Below are 13,961 nucleotides of genomic sequence, written 5' to 3' on the forward strand. Positions count from 1 at the left end.
CAGCCTCTCAAAGTGGGCGGTAATGCGGGTGGGCCAGATAAAACCCCTGCAAGCCGTCGGCACCGCTGTCAATCGCGATGTCGTATTCGGCGCGTGTTTCAATGCCTTCGGCAATGACCTGGCTGCCTGCGTCGTGCAAGAGTGAAACCAGTTTGCCATAGCCTTGACGTGCCTTGTCCTGCAAGGCGGCCAGAGCCAGGATGTGCCGGTCGAGCTTGACGAAATCGGGTTCAAGCAGCCAAAGCCGGTCGAGGTTGGCAAGACCGTGGCCGAAATCGTCGAGCGCGATCCGATACCCTTTGGCGCGATAGTTTTTGACCGCGCGGCTGATGGCGGTGGCGTCGACCGCAATGGCTTCGTTTTCGAGCAGTTCCAGCACGATCTGGTTCGGACCAAAGCCCAGGCTACCCAGAATCTGCTCGAAATACGCGCCGTGATCGCTGATTTCGACCAGCAGCTCCGGATGCACGTTCAGAAACAGCAGCCGGTTCGAGTGTGCGTAGCTGCCGTAATTCATCACATGCAGCGTGCGGCAGAGCCGGTCGAAAGCGACCAGCTTGTTGCCCAGACGCGCCGAGGCAAAAGCCTGCGGTGGCGAAATGGCTTTGCCGCGAACCGACGCGCGCAGCAAGGCTTCATCGGCAAAATGTTGCCGGTCGCGGTTGTAAATCGGCTGGAATGCCGACGCCAGCGTCGAGCCCAGTGCCTTGACCAGAATGCCGCGCAGCGAATCGATCTGGAACATGCTGTCCGGCCAGTCACGGGCAATTTCGGGCGGAATGGGCAAGCGCTCGCTTGGGTGGGTTTGTGGCCAATTCATGGCTTCTTCCTTTTGGGTATCTGATTCAAGCCCAGTATCTGTATTGTTTTAAAGAAGATACGTCGGCAGGTATGTGCAATGGGCAAGGCCCGGCAGTGGCCGGGCTGCTGTTGTGACGGGCATTTTACTTGCTGGCGCTGTAGATCTGATCGAATACGCCGCCATCGCTAAAGTGCGTTTTCTGTGCCTTGCCCCAGCCGCCAAAGACGTCATCAATGTCGAACAGCTTGATATTCGGGAACTGTTTGGCGTATTTGGCGTATACATCACGGTCGAGCGGGCGGTAGTAATTCTGCGCGGCGATTTCCTGGCCTTCTTTCGAATACAGGTAGTTCAGGTATTCGGCAGCGACTTTGCGGGTGCCTTTCTTCTCGACGTTTTTATCAACGATGGCGACCGGTGGTTCGGCCTTGATCGAATACGACGGTGCGACGACTTCAAACTTGTCGCGGCCGACTTCGCGGAACACCAATTCGGCTTCGTTTTCCCACGTCACCAGCACATCACCAATGCCGCGCTGCGTAAACGTGACCGTCGAGCCGCGTGCACCGGTGTCGAGTACCGGAACGTTTTTATAAATCTTCTGCACGAACTCGCGCGCCTTGTCGTCCGAGCCGTAGGTTTTTTTCGCCCAGCCCCACGCGGCGAGGTAATTCCAGCGCGCGCCGCCGGAAGTTTTCGGGTTCGGCGTAATCACTTTGACATCAGCACGAGCCAGATCAGCCCAGTCTTTAATGCCTTTCGGATTACCTTTTTTGACCAGAAAAACGATGGTCGACGTGTACGGTGATGCATTGTCCGGATATTGTTTCTGCCAGTCGCCTTTCAAAAGCTTGCCCTTGTCGGCCAGCTCGTCGATGTCGTAGGCCAGCGCCAGCGTCACGATGTCGGCATCCAGCCCGTCAAGCACGGCGCGCGCCTGTTTGCCCGAACCGCCGTGCGACTGTTTGATCGTGACGTCGTCACCGGTTTTCTTTTTGTAGTAGGCGCTAAAAGCTTTGTTGTAGTCCTGATAAAGCTCGCGCGTCGGGTCGTACGAGACGTTCAGCAGTTCATAGCTGGCGGCAAAACTGCTGGCTGAGCTCAGTGCAATGGTGATAACGCTGGCAATGGCGGTGAAGGTGGTGTTCAGTGACATGATGCGTTCCTTGTTGAGTTGGTGAACGAATCTTGGCATGAATCATTAATTCCATTAAATACTATTAAATTGTAATTAAATAACCAAAAGTAATTTTATACTTTGGCGCTACAGCCTGTAGCTCGGTCGATGTGCTGCATCATGGTCTGGGTTTCATGTAAGATGCATTAGAAATACCTGTTTGTGAAGGATGCGCCATGCGACTGAATGTTTTTACCGATTACTGTTTGCGAACACTGATTTATGTCGGCTTGCATCAGGGGGGCGTGGTGACGCGCAGTGAAATCGCTACGGCGTACGATATTTCCGATAACCACCTGATGAAAGTCGTCAACTTTCTGTCGCGTCAGGGCTTTATCGAAACGATGCGCGGCAAGGGCGGCGGGATGAAATTGGCGCGCTCACCCGAGCAAATCAATATTGGCGCTTTGGTACGGGTCAGTGAAGAAGACAGCCCGATGGTTGAATGCTTTGATCGCGAGCATAACAGCTGCAATATCGCCAGTGTCTGCCGCCTGAAGCATATTCTGAATGAATCATTGCAGGCCTTATATGGCGTACTCGATCGCTATACATTGGCGGACCTGATCGCCAATCCAGTCGAACTCGGGGGCGTTTTCGCAATCCGGCTGCATCCGGTTTCGCAGGATAAATAGGCTGCTAAATTTATATTAAGCAAGGGTATATGTCTGTGGGTCTTTTTATTTAAGGCCTATAGGTATATACCCTTTTTTATTTCCTGATTAGGTAGCCACTTCAGCAAACCCTCATTTCGTCATTCCGGCGAAAGCCGGAATCCAGTGGCGGCGCTGGTTTGAACTGCGCTCTGGGTACCGGCTTTCGCCGGCACGACGATTTGCTGAGATAGCTACCTAATCAGGTTTTATTTTTTCGTCGTTTCAATGTGGTCTGTCCTACTTTTTGGCTTTAATATGTATTTTATTTGCACATTATAAATAGTTGCATGTAATATGCATGTTATTGGTTTTGTAGGTCAATTTGTAATGGAGAACGCATCATGCAAAAAAACAGCCAACTCTGGCGCTGGCTTGCGATTGTGTTTTTCCTGTCTTTTGCCGCCTTGGGCTGGCTGGGCAGGGAAATCTACCTCGACAAACCGCCGATTCCGCAGCAAATCGTCAGCAGTACCGGCCAGATCTTATATACCGGCGAGCAAATCCAGCGCGGCCAGCAAGCCTGGTTGTCTGCAGGTGGCCAGCAAATGGGCTCGGTCTGGGGGCATGGCAGCTATGTCGCGCCGGACTGGTCGGCCGACTGGCTGCACCGCGAGGTGCTGGCGCTGCGCAATATCTGGGCACAGCAGCAATACAAAAAAGATTACGCTCAGTTGAACCGCGAAGAGCAGGCACCGATAGATGTTCGCGTGATTTCGGTCATGCGAACCAACACCTATGATGCTGCTCGCGATACAGTGACCATTCAGGCAGAGCGCGCCGAAGCCATGGCGCAGGTCGCGCAGCACTATGAAAGCCTGTTTGGTACTGATCCGGCGCAGGACAAATTGCGCGAGCAATACGCAATGATTGCCGGTTCGATTAAAGATGCTGATGATCTGAAAGCGCTCCCGGCGTTTTTCTTCTGGTCAGCGTGGGCAGCGGCGACCAACCGTCCTGGTGAAAACCATTTGTCCTATACCAGTAACTGGCCGCACGAACCTTTGGTACAAAACACGCCAACGACGGGCACCAGCCTGTGGTCGATTGCCAGCATTATTTTACTGATCGGCGGGATTGCGGCGATGGTGCTGTTCCACAATATGCAACGGACCGAAGAACCAGCGGTTTGCCCGGAAAAAGACCCGCTGATTACTTTGCAGCTGACGCCGTCAATGAAGGCGACTTTCAAATATTTTTACGTGGTGATAGGCCTGTTGTTGGCGCAAGTCGGCATGGGGATTATTTCGGCGCATTATCAGGTTGAAGGCGGCAGTTTCTTCGGTATTCCACTGGCTGAAGCCTTGCCGTTTACTGTTAGCCGCACGATTCATACCCAATTGGGTGTGCTCTGGATTGCGACGGCGTGGCTGGCAACGGGTCTGTTTTTGGCACCGGTACTCGGTGGTAAAGAGCCGAAATTCCAGAAACTCGGCACCGATGCGCTGTTTTATGCCTTGCTGTTGATTGTCGTCGGCTCGATTGCCACCGGCTGGATCGGCACGATGCAACGTCTGGGCAGCGATTACAGCTTCTGGCTCGGTAATCAGGGGCTGGAATACACCAGCATGGGTCGGGTATGGCAAATCTTGCTGTTCGTTGGCCTCTTGATTTGGGCAACGCTGCTCGGTCGTGGTCTGTGGCCTGCGCTGCGTAAACCATCCGAGAGCCAGGGTCTGATCGCGATGGTGTTTATCTCTGCCGTCTGTATTGGCCTGTTCTACGCGTCGTCACTGGTCTGGGGTCAGAAAACGCACTATGCAATGATCGAATACTGGCGCTGGTGGCTGGTTCACCTGTGGGTCGAAGGCTTCTTTGAAGTATTCGCCACTGCGGTGATCGCCTTGCTGATGAGCCGTCTGGGTCTGATTCGCGCTGCTTCGGCGAACCGCGCGATTGTGCTCGAAACCATCGTGTTCCTGTTCGGCGGCATTCTGGGCACTTTGCATCACCTGTATTTCACCGGTTCACCGACTTCGGTGATTGCGGTTGGCGCGATGTTCTCGGCGCTCGAAGTTGTGCCACTGGCGCTGATTGCTGCTGAGGCTTACCACACTTATCGCCACACCCAAGCTGCGCCGTGGGTTGAGAAATATCGCTGGTCGATTATGTGCTTTGTTGCGGTGGGTTTCTGGAACACCGTCGGTGCTGGGTTGCTCGGCTTTGCCATTAATCCGCCAATCGCGCTGTATTACGTGCAAGGGCTGAATATGACCGCTGCCCATGGTCACGCAGCATTGTTCGGGGTGTACGGCATGCTGGGGATTGGTCTGATGCTGTTCTGCCTGCGTGGTCTGGCACCGGCAGCAAAATGGAACGATGGCCTGCTCAAACCGGCTTTCTGGAGCATGAATATTGGCCTGTTTATGATGGTGTTCATGTCACTGTTGCCTGCCGGGATTTATCAGGCCGCCGCCAGTGTTGAGCATGGTCTGTGGTATGCACGTTCAGCCGAGATTATCCATTCATCAGTGATGGAAACGCTGGTGTGGCTGCGTGTGCCGGGCGATATCGTGTTTGCGGTCGGTGTGCTGTATCTGGCACTGTTTGCGATTCGCTTGCTGGGGCGTGATCGTAGCCAGACTGTGGTAGTTGGTGAACCGGCCAAAGCTTGATTTGAATTCGTCGTAAAGTTTTGGTTATTAATGGGTATATTGCTATAGAGCTTAATAAATTTATTCTGCATCGATATACCCCTATCTAGTAAAGGAAATAACAATGTCTTCTTGTGCTACTTCTCATGTCACTCTGGATGGTGTTTACGGTTTTGACGCGCGCGGCGTCGCCAAGCGTTTCCGTCATGCGGCGATTTTTGGCGCGCTCGAATCGCTGACCGAGGGCGAAACGATGCGTTTTGTAAATGACCACGATCCCTTACCGCTGCTCGCCCAGATCGAGCAGCGTTACCAAGGTCAGGTCAAGGCGCAGTATCTACAGCGTGATGCCGAGGCCGTGGTGATTGATTTTTCGATTCATCCGTTCAAAGAAGAGGCGGCAGCAGCGGGCGAGGGTTGTGGTTCCGGTGGTTGTGGCTGCAGCGGTCAGTAAGTGGTTGAGCACGACTTCACTTCAAAACGGCGCGTCAAGCGCCGTTTCAGGCTGCTGACAAAGTGGGTTACGACATTTTTCAAGTCTCGGCAAAGCCGAGCCTAGGAAATAAGGTTTTGAATTCGCAGCCTTGATGTTTTATTCCCACCTCTCCCGTCCCCTCCTTGAGGGGAGCACCCCAAGGGCACTTCCTGCGGGGAGCCTCGCTTCGCGAGTGGGGTTTGTTATCAATCTGAAACGGCGCGTCAAGCGCCGTTTTTTTGTCTGCAAAGCCTTGCTGATTTCCTTTGGCGGTATTTCTGAAAATAGCTGAAAAGTGATTTTGACATGGCCAAAAAATTCCCCGTTCACCCCAAATACCCCGAACGCATCTGTTGGGGCTGCGATAAATATTGCGCCGCTGATGATTTGCGCTGTGGCAATGGTGCAGGCCGCACGCCGCATCCGGTCGAATTTTTCGGTGATGATTGGCAGAAGTGGGGTTGCGAGCTCGAAGAGCAGGCAGCGTGTCCAGCCAGCAAGTAGCGGTAGCGGCCTTTACTCGCCGTGGACTTGTTGCAATGACATCGTGAACAGCGCAGCGACCATATCCGATTGCGTGATGATCCCGACCAGTTGTTGCTGATCAACGACGGGCAGATGGTGCAGTCCGCCATCGGAAAACAGCGGAACCAGTTCGAGCAAAGCCTGGCTTGGTGATGCTGTCGTGACTTGCTGTGTCATCAGCGCGTCGACTTTGATCTGAGCAAAATGCGTGCGTGGCTGACCGCTGGTTGCGTCGATAATCAGATCGTGCAATGAAATAATTCCGAGCAAGCGCCGGTCGATATCGACCACCGGCAGCGCCTTGACCTGATGATGTGCGAGTTTGTGCCAGACATCGCTTGCACTATCGTCGGTACTGACAGTAATGACATCTCTGGACATGACATCCTGACAGCGTATCGTTTTGGCCTGATGTTGCAGGGCATGGATCTGGGCTTCGTGTAATACCGTTTGCAAATCCTGTGGGCTGATATCGAGCAGCTCTTCGTGCTGCTGCAAAGCAAATTCGATGTCCTTCTCGGTTGCCGCAAGCCGCTGGCTCGGCAGCGGATCGCTGGTCTGATGCGGCTTGGGTGTGGTGGCCAAATTAGGATAGCGGCGGTGCAAGGCGCGGCTGTAGAGTAGGGCAAGGATTAAGAGCAATAGGCTATTGATCGCAACCACAGCGACAAACTGATAACCCAGATCGGCGACTGCCGAACCACCAATCACCGAAGTAAGCGCAACAGCACCGCCGGGTGGATGCAGGCTGCGTGTCAGCAACATCGCAGCAATGGCGATCATCACTGCAACACCGGATGCCAGCGCCAGATGACCAGACATTGGTCCGATCAGCTTGGCGCAACTGATGCCGACCAGAGCCGACAAAATATTGCCGACGATCAGTGACCAGGGCTGTGCTAAGGGGCTGGCGGGGGCGGCAAACAGCAGAACGGCCGAAGCGCCCATCGGCGCAATCAGCCAGTGCAGGCGAAAACCCAACAGCCACTGGCAAAGCAATTCGGTGCAAAAGAGGCCGATCCCCGCGCCAAAAGCGCCATGGATACACTCTTTGAGTCCGATATGACCTTGAACCGGCAGAAACGCACGTAGTGGCATGACTGATTTCCAGAATAGAAAGGCTGAAAAACAAAAAACCCCGTAAAGCGAACTTTATCGGGGTTAATGCTGTAGTCTGGCTACAAATCTGTCATCATTAGTCATTGGTGCCCAAGAGAAGACTCGAACTTCCACACCCTTGCGGGCGCTAGGACCTGAACCTAGTGCGTCTACCAATTCCGCCACCTGGGCACTGTAATGCTATGATGATGCTGATCGAAGAGTTGGTGCCCAAGAGAAGACTCGAACTTCCACACCCTTGCGGGCGCTAGGACCTGAACCTAGTGCGTCTACCAATTCCGCCACCTGGGCTCTTCAATCATCACTGCGTCAGCTCGCTGCTAATTAAGCAACGCTGCTGCAACAGAGAGGCGCTATAATATGCAATCAGATGACGACCGTCAATCACAAAATATGAAAAAAACAGGCCCAATGGAAAAAAATCCGGAAAAGAATCCCGCTTCAAAGAAAAAACCATCCCGCAAAATCACTGGCTTGCGTGCCCAGGATCCTTATCTCGAGCGCGAAAAAGGCCGCTACGAATTTCCTTTACCATCGCGTGAATACATTCTGCAGATTCTGGCAGACCGTGGCGCACCGATCATGGCCGAAGAGCTCGCCCAATTACTCAGCATTAACGACGATGAAATGGTCGCTTTCGAGCGCCGCATGCAGGCGATGGGGCGCGAAGGACAGTTACTGCTCAATCGCAAAGGCGCCTTATGCCTACCAGAAAAACTCGATTTAATCCCCGGTAAAGTACAAGGCCACCCCGATGGCTTTGGTTTTCTGGTTCGTGACGATGGCGGCGACGATTTATTCCTTGGACCCAAGGAAATGGATAAAGTCCTGCACGGCGATAGGGTGCTCGCGCGCCTGATTGGCGTTGACCGCCGTGGCCGCCCTGAAGGATCGATTGCCGAAGTGCTCGAACACGTCAATCAGCGACTCGTTGGCCGTATGCACAATGAACGCGGCGTGTTTTTTGTCACCGCCGAGGACAAACGTATCAGTCGCGATATTCTGCTCGAAGCGAAAAACACCGGTGGTGCCAAAGCCGGGCAGGTCGTGATGGTCGAATTGCTGGTTCAGCCTTCGCGTTATTCGCAGCCGGTGGGTCGCGTGATCGAATTGCTCGGCAATTACGATGATCCGGGGATGGAAATCGAAATCGCCTTGCGTAAACACAATTTGCCGCATGTGTTCTCGCCTGAGGCTCAGGCGCAGGCTGATGCGACGCCGCAGAAAGTGAAGAAAAAAGACTGGAAACCGGTGCAGGGCGTTGAGCGCGTTGACCTGCGCGATCTGCCGCTGGTGACGATTGATGGCGAAACTGCGCGCGATTTTGACGATGCCGTTTTTGCCGAGAAGAAAGGCAAAGGCTGGCGTCTGGTCGTTGCGATTGCCGACGTCAGCCACTATGTGACGCCGAATGACGCACTGGATTTAACCGCAATTGAGCGCGGTAATTCGGTGTATTTCCCGCGTCGCGTGATTCCGATGCTGCCCGAAGCCTTATCGAACGGCGTTTGCTCGCTGAACCCGGACGTTGAACGGCTGTGCATGGTCTGCGATATGCGGGTGACGCAAAGCGGCGAGATTAAAAAGTATCAATTTTACCCGGCGGTGATGTTGTCCAAAGCGCGCCTGACGTATACCCGGGTGTGGGATATGCTGCAAAACCCCAAAGGATCTGACGCGCAGGCCAATACCCATCTGCTGCCACATTTAAATACTTTGTATGACTTGTTCCAGACTTTCGTTAAAGCGCGCCATGAGCGCGGTGCGATTGATTTTGAAACGCAGGAAACCGAAATGCGTTTTGACGAATTTGGCAAAATCACGCAAATCGTTCCGGTCGTTCGCAATGATGCGCATAAACTGATCGAAGAATGCATGCTGGCAGCCAACGTCTGCGCGGCTGACTATTTGATTAAAAACGAGCATGTTGGCCTGTATCGTGTGCATGAAGGCCCGACACCAGAGAAACTCAAAAATCTGCGCGAATACCTGCGCACGATGGGTTTAAGTCTCGGCGGAGCCGAAGATCCAGGCGCGAAAGATTACGCGCAATTGCTCGACAGCATCAAGAATCGCCCCGACGCGCCGCTGTTGCAAACGATGTTGCTGCGCAGCCTGTCGCAAGCGGTGTATGCGCCTGATAACGAAGGCCATTTCGGCCTGAGCTACGAAGCCTATGCGCACTTTACCTCGCCAATTCGTCGTTACCCTGACTTGTTGGTGCATCGTTCGATCAAGGCCATTCTGGCCGGTAAAACGTACAAGCCAGCGACCAAGTGGGAGCAGCTCGGCGTGCAATGCTCGATGACCGAGCGCCGCGCCGACGAAGCCAGTCGCGACGTGCAGAACTGGCTCAAGTGCTACTACATGCAGGACAAAATCGGCGAAGAGTTTATGGGCTCGGTGTCGGCCGTCACCGGTTTTGGCATGTTTGTGCTGCTAGATGATTTGTATGTCGAAGGCTTGGTGCATGTGTCGGAGCTGGGAACGGATTACTTCCATTACGACGAAAAGCGCAAAGAGCTGAAAGGCGAGCGCAGCGGCAAGGTGTATCGCATCACCGAGCGTGTCAAAGTGCGCGTTGTGCGTGTCGATCTGGAAACCAGCAAAATCGATTTTGCTTTGGTCGATGAAGCCGGGCGGCTGCTTGGTGCGAAAAGTGCGCCTCGCGGCGAAGGCGGCAAGCCGGTTGCGCGTCAAGCTGGCAATGCCAAAACGACGAGCAGCACGCGTTCGCGCGGGGCGAAAACGGCGTCTGCTGGTAGTCGAACATCGGCAACGCCAGTGACACCGAAAGCTACGACGGTATTGGCAGCCGAAGGCGAAGTGCTGCAGAAAAAAGCTAAAAAGCCGGGAACGGCAACGCAACGCCGCCGCGCTCAGGCAGCGCAAGGCGATACAACGCCTAAAACAGGCACCCGTCGCCGTCGTCGTTAATGTTGATGCCCTGTGTCAAAGCCCAGTCTGAGCGCGGCTTCAATGGGCGATTGTCTTTTTGTGCAATCGCCCTCATTTGCAGATTGCCTAGGCTCTGTTGACGTTTGGTTTGCGAGTCGCGTTTGTGCTGGTTTTGGCCTGAAACAAGGCGCAAAGCCTGATGCATAGTCATTCTATGTGAAGGTTTTGCAACGCAGTGTCAGGCCAAAAACAGCCAAACCCTCAGGGCTGGGCGCTTTTTGTGACGACTCTGCGTTATTGCCTGCTCACATAGAATGACTATGTATCGCAGCCAATGCCTTGATTCGTCACAAAAATCGCGCCAGCGCGACCGTAAACCAAACGTCAACAGAGCCTAATTGAAAAAATCATACTGATTAAGGAAACCGGATGTTTATCGTAGATCGCTCCGCCGCCATTATTCGCCCGAAGCAGGCGTTTCTGGACTGGCTCAACGCCTTGCCTGGCAATGATGTGGTATTGACGCTGGCTGAAATTCGCTCAGATTGTACTGTTATTCTGGTTCCGGAAGCCTCCGAGCCGGAAGACGCCATCGCGTTTATCGACGACATCGCCGATAAATTATTCGATCAGGAGCTCGCTTCCTGGGTTGCCGACGACAAACTGTGGCCGCCTAAACGCACGCTTAAATTGTTCTGGGAATGGTTTGACGCTGAAATCCATCTGGGCGTGATGGATGCGGTGTCGGACGATATCCACAATACGCCGGCTGATCATCACTACCATTGATCATAGAGAAACTGAACCCGCACTGAATAGTCGCCAAATTTGCTGGCGACTTTTTGCCTTGCTTGTCGTTGCTCTGTGCGTTTAAATGATTTTCACGCATGACGCCCACAAGGATGGAAATTATGAAACCCAAATTAATCGTTGCTGCTTTGTTGGTCTTGCCCTGCCTGGCCTGGGCCGACGTTGCACCGCAGTATAACGTCGTCAACCTTGATGCCAGCGTGAGCCGCAAAGTCGACAATGATACGGCGCAGGCGACGCTGTTTGTTGAATTGACCGACACTGACGCGAGCAAAATGGCCGAAAAAATCAACCTGACCATTGCTGCTGCGCTGAAAGTGCTCAAGCAGTATCCGGGTGTACAATCGGCCGGAACGGCGTATACCAGTTATCCGGTTTATAACAAAAACAACCAGCAGCAAAGCTGGCGCAGTCGCGGCGAATTGCGCCTGATTTCGAAAGATTTCACAGCCTTGTCGCAATTGATCGCACAGCTACAGAAACCACAAAATACCGGCATATCGCTGCAACTGGCCGATATTCGCTACGAAGTTTCCGAGCAGAACCGCAAGCTGGTTGAAGACGCGCTGATCGAAGAGGGCATCAAGGCTTTTCGCCAACGTGCCGCGCTGATCCAGCGCAGCATGGGCGGCGCAGCGTGGAAAACGATGCAAATGAATGTCCAGACACAGTCCCATCAGCCGCAACCTCGCCCGCTGATGTATAAGAGCGCGATGGCTGCCGATTCCGCACCAGCACCCGTTCCCGTCGACGCCGGAGAAAGTCAGCTGCTGGTCAATGTGAATGGCAGTATTCAGGTCGGCGAGTAATGCTGCCTGCAGTGTTGCAAATCAACCCCGTGTCGCAATGGCAGCGGGGTTTTTTGTTATTCACGCATGGCGCGGCATTACTCAATGCCTGGTGGATGAGCTGGCCGTGGGCGAGCGCAATGAGCGCGCTCTTGCTCGCTTCGCTCTACTGGCACTGGCGCAAGCCGGAAAAAATCCGCCAAATCCAGTGCCTGCCTGAAGGGCTGCTATCGGTGACTTTGCTGGATGGCCGCGCCGTGGAAATGACAATCCGTCCTACCAGCGTGCTTACCGCACATGTGCTGGTACTGCATTTGCGAGGAGATGGAATCAAACAGAATATTGTTCTCTGGCCCGACAGCGCCGACGCTGAAGTCTTGCGGCAATGGCGCGTCTATCTGCGCTGGATTTGGCCGAGCTTTGCACGGAGCAAGAAAGAAAATTTTTCTTGATGGGGTATGTGGCTGCGACCGTATTATGGTATGTGCTATAGCCATATACCCCATGAAGGTTATTTTCTGCTTTCTGGCGTGAGCAGTGTCGGTTTGGCGTCGGTGTCGATGCCGGGATAATCGCGGCTGTAGTGCAGACCACGGCTTTCCTTGCGCGCCATCGCGCAGCGCACGATCAGCTCGGCGCTGATGACCAGATTGCGCAGTTCGAGCAAGTCGTTCGAAACGCGAAAATTGCGGTAGAACTCGTGGATTTCGCGCTCCAAGAGTTCAATGCGGTGCAGTGCGCGCTCGAGCCGTTTGTTGGTGCGAACGATGCCGACGTAATCCCACATGAAACGGCGCAATTCGTCCCAGTTGTGCGAGATGACGACTTCTTCGTCCGGGTCGGTGACTCGGCTTTCGTCCCATTCGGCGACATCGGGCAGGGGCGCGATATTTTGCTGCGACAGAATGTCGTGCGCTGCGGCCTTGCCGAGCACCATGCATTCGAGCAGCGAGTTTGATGCGAGGCGATTTGCGCCATGCAGTCCGGTGCAGGCGACTTCGCCAACGGCGTAGAGATTGGACAAATCGGTGCGACCTACCAGATCGGTGACGAGTCCGCCGCAGGTGTAATGCGCAGCCGGAACGACCGGGATCGGCTCTTTGGTGATGTCGATGCCCAGCTCCAGGCAGCGCTGGTAGATGTTCGGGAAATGCTCTTTGACAAAGGCCGCCGGTTTGTACGAAATATCCAGATAAACGCAGTCATAACCGCCGCGTTTCATTTCAAAGTCGATCGCGCGGGCGACGACATCACGTGGCGCGAGTTCGGCGCGTTCGTCGTGTTGCGGCATGAAGCGCGTGCCGTCGGGCAGGCGCAAAATGCCGCCTTCGCCGCGCACGGCTTCGGTAATCAGGAACGATTTGGCATGCGGGTGATAGAGGCAAGTCGGGTGAAACTGGATAAATTCCATGTTCGAAACGCGGCAACCTGCGCGCCAGCCCATCGCAATACCATCGCCCGTCGCGACGTCGGGATTGGTCGTATACAGATAGACTTTGCCGGCGCCACCAGTAGCCAACACGGTGAACGGTGCGAGGATGGTTTCAACGCGGTCTGCGGTTTTGTCGTAAACGTAAGCGCCGACGCAACGCGTGTTGTCATCGTTGCGTTCGGTAATCAGGTCAACGGCGATGTGCTCTTCGAGCACGGAGATATTCGGGTGGGCGGCGACTTTGATCGCCAGCGTGTCGATCACTGCGGCTCCTGTTGCATCGGCGGCGTGGATGATGCGGCGGTGGCTGTGACCGCCTTCGCGCGTCAGGTGGTAGCCCTGATAGCTGATATCGCCCGATTCGTCTTTGGTGAACGGCACGCCCATCTGGATTAGCCAGTCGATGGCGTCTTTCGAATTTTCGATAATGAAGCGGGTCGCTTCAAGATCGCACAGCCCAGCGCCGGCGATATGCGTGTCTTTGATATGCGATTCGATACTGTCTGCGTCATCGAGCACCGCAGCAATACCGCCTTGCGCCCAACCGCTGCCACCGTCGCGCAGTTCGCGCTTGGTGATCAGACCGACTTTTAATTTTTCGGCCAACTGCAAGGCAATGGTCATGCCACCCAGACCACTCCCCAAAATCAGCACATCAAATTGTTTCATTGCTTCTTGTTCCTGTCGT

General features: G+C 54.2%; 12 protein-coding genes and 2 tRNA genes. 8 read left to right on the forward strand and 6 right to left on the reverse strand.

The features are described from left to right. Positions 1-7 precede the first annotated feature (7 nt). Both ACG2XO_RS10640 and ACG2XO_RS10645 read right to left on the reverse strand, forming a co-directional pair. Positions 8-820 carry an EAL domain-containing protein gene (locus tag ACG2XO_RS10640; protein ID WP_410497960.1) on the reverse strand — a complete coding sequence of 271 codons (813 nt, stop codon included), beginning with the start codon at positions 818-820 and terminating at the stop codon, positions 8-10. Between the two features lie 124 nt (positions 821-944). Further along, positions 945-1,958 carry a sulfate ABC transporter substrate-binding protein gene (locus tag ACG2XO_RS10645; protein WP_410497961.1) on the reverse strand — a complete coding sequence of 338 codons (1,014 nt, stop codon included), beginning with the start codon at positions 1,956-1,958 and terminating at the stop codon, positions 945-947. A 197-nt stretch (positions 1,959-2,155) separates the two neighbouring features. Between ACG2XO_RS10645 and ACG2XO_RS10650 the strand changes: the two genes are divergently transcribed. From ACG2XO_RS10650 to ACG2XO_RS10665, 4 genes are all read left to right on the forward strand, one after another. Then, positions 2,156-2,614: an RrF2 family transcriptional regulator gene (locus tag ACG2XO_RS10650; protein ID WP_410497962.1), complete on the forward strand. Its 459-nt coding sequence runs from the start codon at positions 2,156-2,158 to the stop codon at positions 2,612-2,614. A gap of 362 nt (positions 2,615-2,976) precedes the next feature. Next, positions 2,977-5,247 carry a nitric-oxide reductase large subunit gene (locus tag ACG2XO_RS10655; protein ID WP_410497963.1) on the forward strand — a complete coding sequence of 757 codons (2,271 nt, stop codon included), beginning with the start codon at positions 2,977-2,979 and terminating at the stop codon, positions 5,245-5,247. A gap of 103 nt (positions 5,248-5,350) precedes the next feature. Next, entirely contained in the window at positions 5,351-5,680 is a 330-nt protein-coding gene (locus tag ACG2XO_RS10660) for a DUF2249 domain-containing protein (RefSeq protein WP_410497964.1), read from the forward strand. A 327-nt stretch (positions 5,681-6,007) separates the two neighbouring features. Beyond that, positions 6,008-6,205 (forward strand): DUF3079 domain-containing protein, encoded by a 198-nt coding sequence (locus ACG2XO_RS10665; RefSeq protein ID WP_410497965.1) that lies wholly within the window; start codon positions 6,008-6,010, stop codon positions 6,203-6,205. Positions 6,206-6,217: 12 nt separating this feature from the next. Here ACG2XO_RS10665 and ACG2XO_RS10670 read toward each other — a convergent pair whose 3' ends face one another. The 3 genes from ACG2XO_RS10670 to ACG2XO_RS10680 all read right to left on the reverse strand — a co-directional run bounded on the left by ACG2XO_RS10670 (position 6,218) and on the right by ACG2XO_RS10680 (position 7,636). Further along, the gene (locus ACG2XO_RS10670) at positions 6,218-7,324 is read right to left on the reverse strand and encodes an HPP family protein (RefSeq protein WP_410497966.1); all 1,107 of its coding nucleotides are present in this window, start codon (positions 7,322-7,324) and stop codon (positions 6,218-6,220) included. 105 nt (positions 7,325-7,429) lie between these two features. Further along, a tRNA-Leu gene (locus tag ACG2XO_RS10675) sits at positions 7,430-7,516 on the reverse strand. Between the two features lie 33 nt (positions 7,517-7,549). Next, positions 7,550-7,636, reverse strand: a tRNA-Leu gene (locus ACG2XO_RS10680). Between the two features lie 120 nt (positions 7,637-7,756). Between ACG2XO_RS10680 and rnr the strand changes: the two genes are divergently transcribed. The 4 genes from rnr to ACG2XO_RS10700 all read left to right on the forward strand — a co-directional run bounded on the left by rnr (position 7,757) and on the right by ACG2XO_RS10700 (position 12,293). Then, entirely contained in the window at positions 7,757-10,282 is a 2,526-nt protein-coding gene (gene rnr, locus ACG2XO_RS10685) for a ribonuclease R (protein ID WP_410500254.1), read from the forward strand. Between the two features lie 390 nt (positions 10,283-10,672). After that, positions 10,673-11,032, forward strand: a complete 360-nt coding sequence (locus tag ACG2XO_RS10690; protein ID WP_410497967.1) for a hypothetical protein — start codon at positions 10,673-10,675, stop codon at positions 11,030-11,032. 122 nt (positions 11,033-11,154) lie between these two features. After that, the gene (locus tag ACG2XO_RS10695; RefSeq protein ID WP_410497968.1) at positions 11,155-11,862 is read left to right on the forward strand and encodes an SIMPL domain-containing protein; all 708 of its coding nucleotides are present in this window, start codon (positions 11,155-11,157) and stop codon (positions 11,860-11,862) included. Then, positions 11,862-12,293 (forward strand): protein YgfX, encoded by a 432-nt coding sequence (locus ACG2XO_RS10700; RefSeq protein WP_410497969.1) that lies wholly within the window; start codon positions 11,862-11,864, stop codon positions 12,291-12,293. Before ACG2XO_RS10695 ends, ACG2XO_RS10700 begins: the two co-directional genes overlap by 1 nt. 59 nt (positions 12,294-12,352) lie before the next feature. On the opposite strand, the gene nadB is transcribed toward ACG2XO_RS10700, so the two are convergent. Further along, entirely contained in the window at positions 12,353-13,942 is a 1,590-nt protein-coding gene (nadB, locus tag ACG2XO_RS10705) for an L-aspartate oxidase (protein WP_410497970.1), read from the reverse strand. Positions 13,943-13,961: the final 19 nt, after the last annotated feature.

Source organism: Chitinibacter sp. S2-10 (assembly GCF_046530675.1).
Taxonomy (GTDB): Bacteria; Pseudomonadota; Gammaproteobacteria; order Burkholderiales; family Chitinibacteraceae; genus Chitinibacter.

Coding starts and splice junctions, on each gene's coding strand:
- ACG2XO_RS10640 (WP_410497960.1), bottom strand. CDS start 820: ATGAATTGGCCACAAACCCACCCAAGCGAGCGCTTGCCCATTCCGCCC.
- ACG2XO_RS10645 (WP_410497961.1), bottom strand. CDS start 1,958: ATGTCACTGAACACCACCTTCACCGCCATTGCCAGCGTTATCACCATT.
- ACG2XO_RS10650 (WP_410497962.1), top strand. CDS start 2,156: ATGCGACTGAATGTTTTTACCGATTACTGTTTGCGAACACTGATTTAT.
- ACG2XO_RS10655 (WP_410497963.1), top strand. CDS start 2,977: ATGCAAAAAAACAGCCAACTCTGGCGCTGGCTTGCGATTGTGTTTTTC.
- ACG2XO_RS10660 (WP_410497964.1), top strand. CDS start 5,351: ATGTCTTCTTGTGCTACTTCTCATGTCACTCTGGATGGTGTTTACGGT.
- ACG2XO_RS10665 (WP_410497965.1), top strand. CDS start 6,008: ATGGCCAAAAAATTCCCCGTTCACCCCAAATACCCCGAACGCATCTGT.
- ACG2XO_RS10670 (WP_410497966.1), bottom strand. CDS start 7,324: ATGCCACTACGTGCGTTTCTGCCGGTTCAAGGTCATATCGGACTCAAA.
- rnr (WP_410500254.1), top strand. CDS start 7,757: ATGGAAAAAAATCCGGAAAAGAATCCCGCTTCAAAGAAAAAACCATCC.
- ACG2XO_RS10690 (WP_410497967.1), top strand. CDS start 10,673: ATGTTTATCGTAGATCGCTCCGCCGCCATTATTCGCCCGAAGCAGGCG.
- ACG2XO_RS10695 (WP_410497968.1), top strand. CDS start 11,155: ATGAAACCCAAATTAATCGTTGCTGCTTTGTTGGTCTTGCCCTGCCTG.
- ACG2XO_RS10700 (WP_410497969.1), top strand. CDS start 11,862: ATGCTGCCTGCAGTGTTGCAAATCAACCCCGTGTCGCAATGGCAGCGG.
- nadB (WP_410497970.1), bottom strand. CDS start 13,942: ATGAAACAATTTGATGTGCTGATTTTGGGGAGTGGTCTGGGTGGCATG.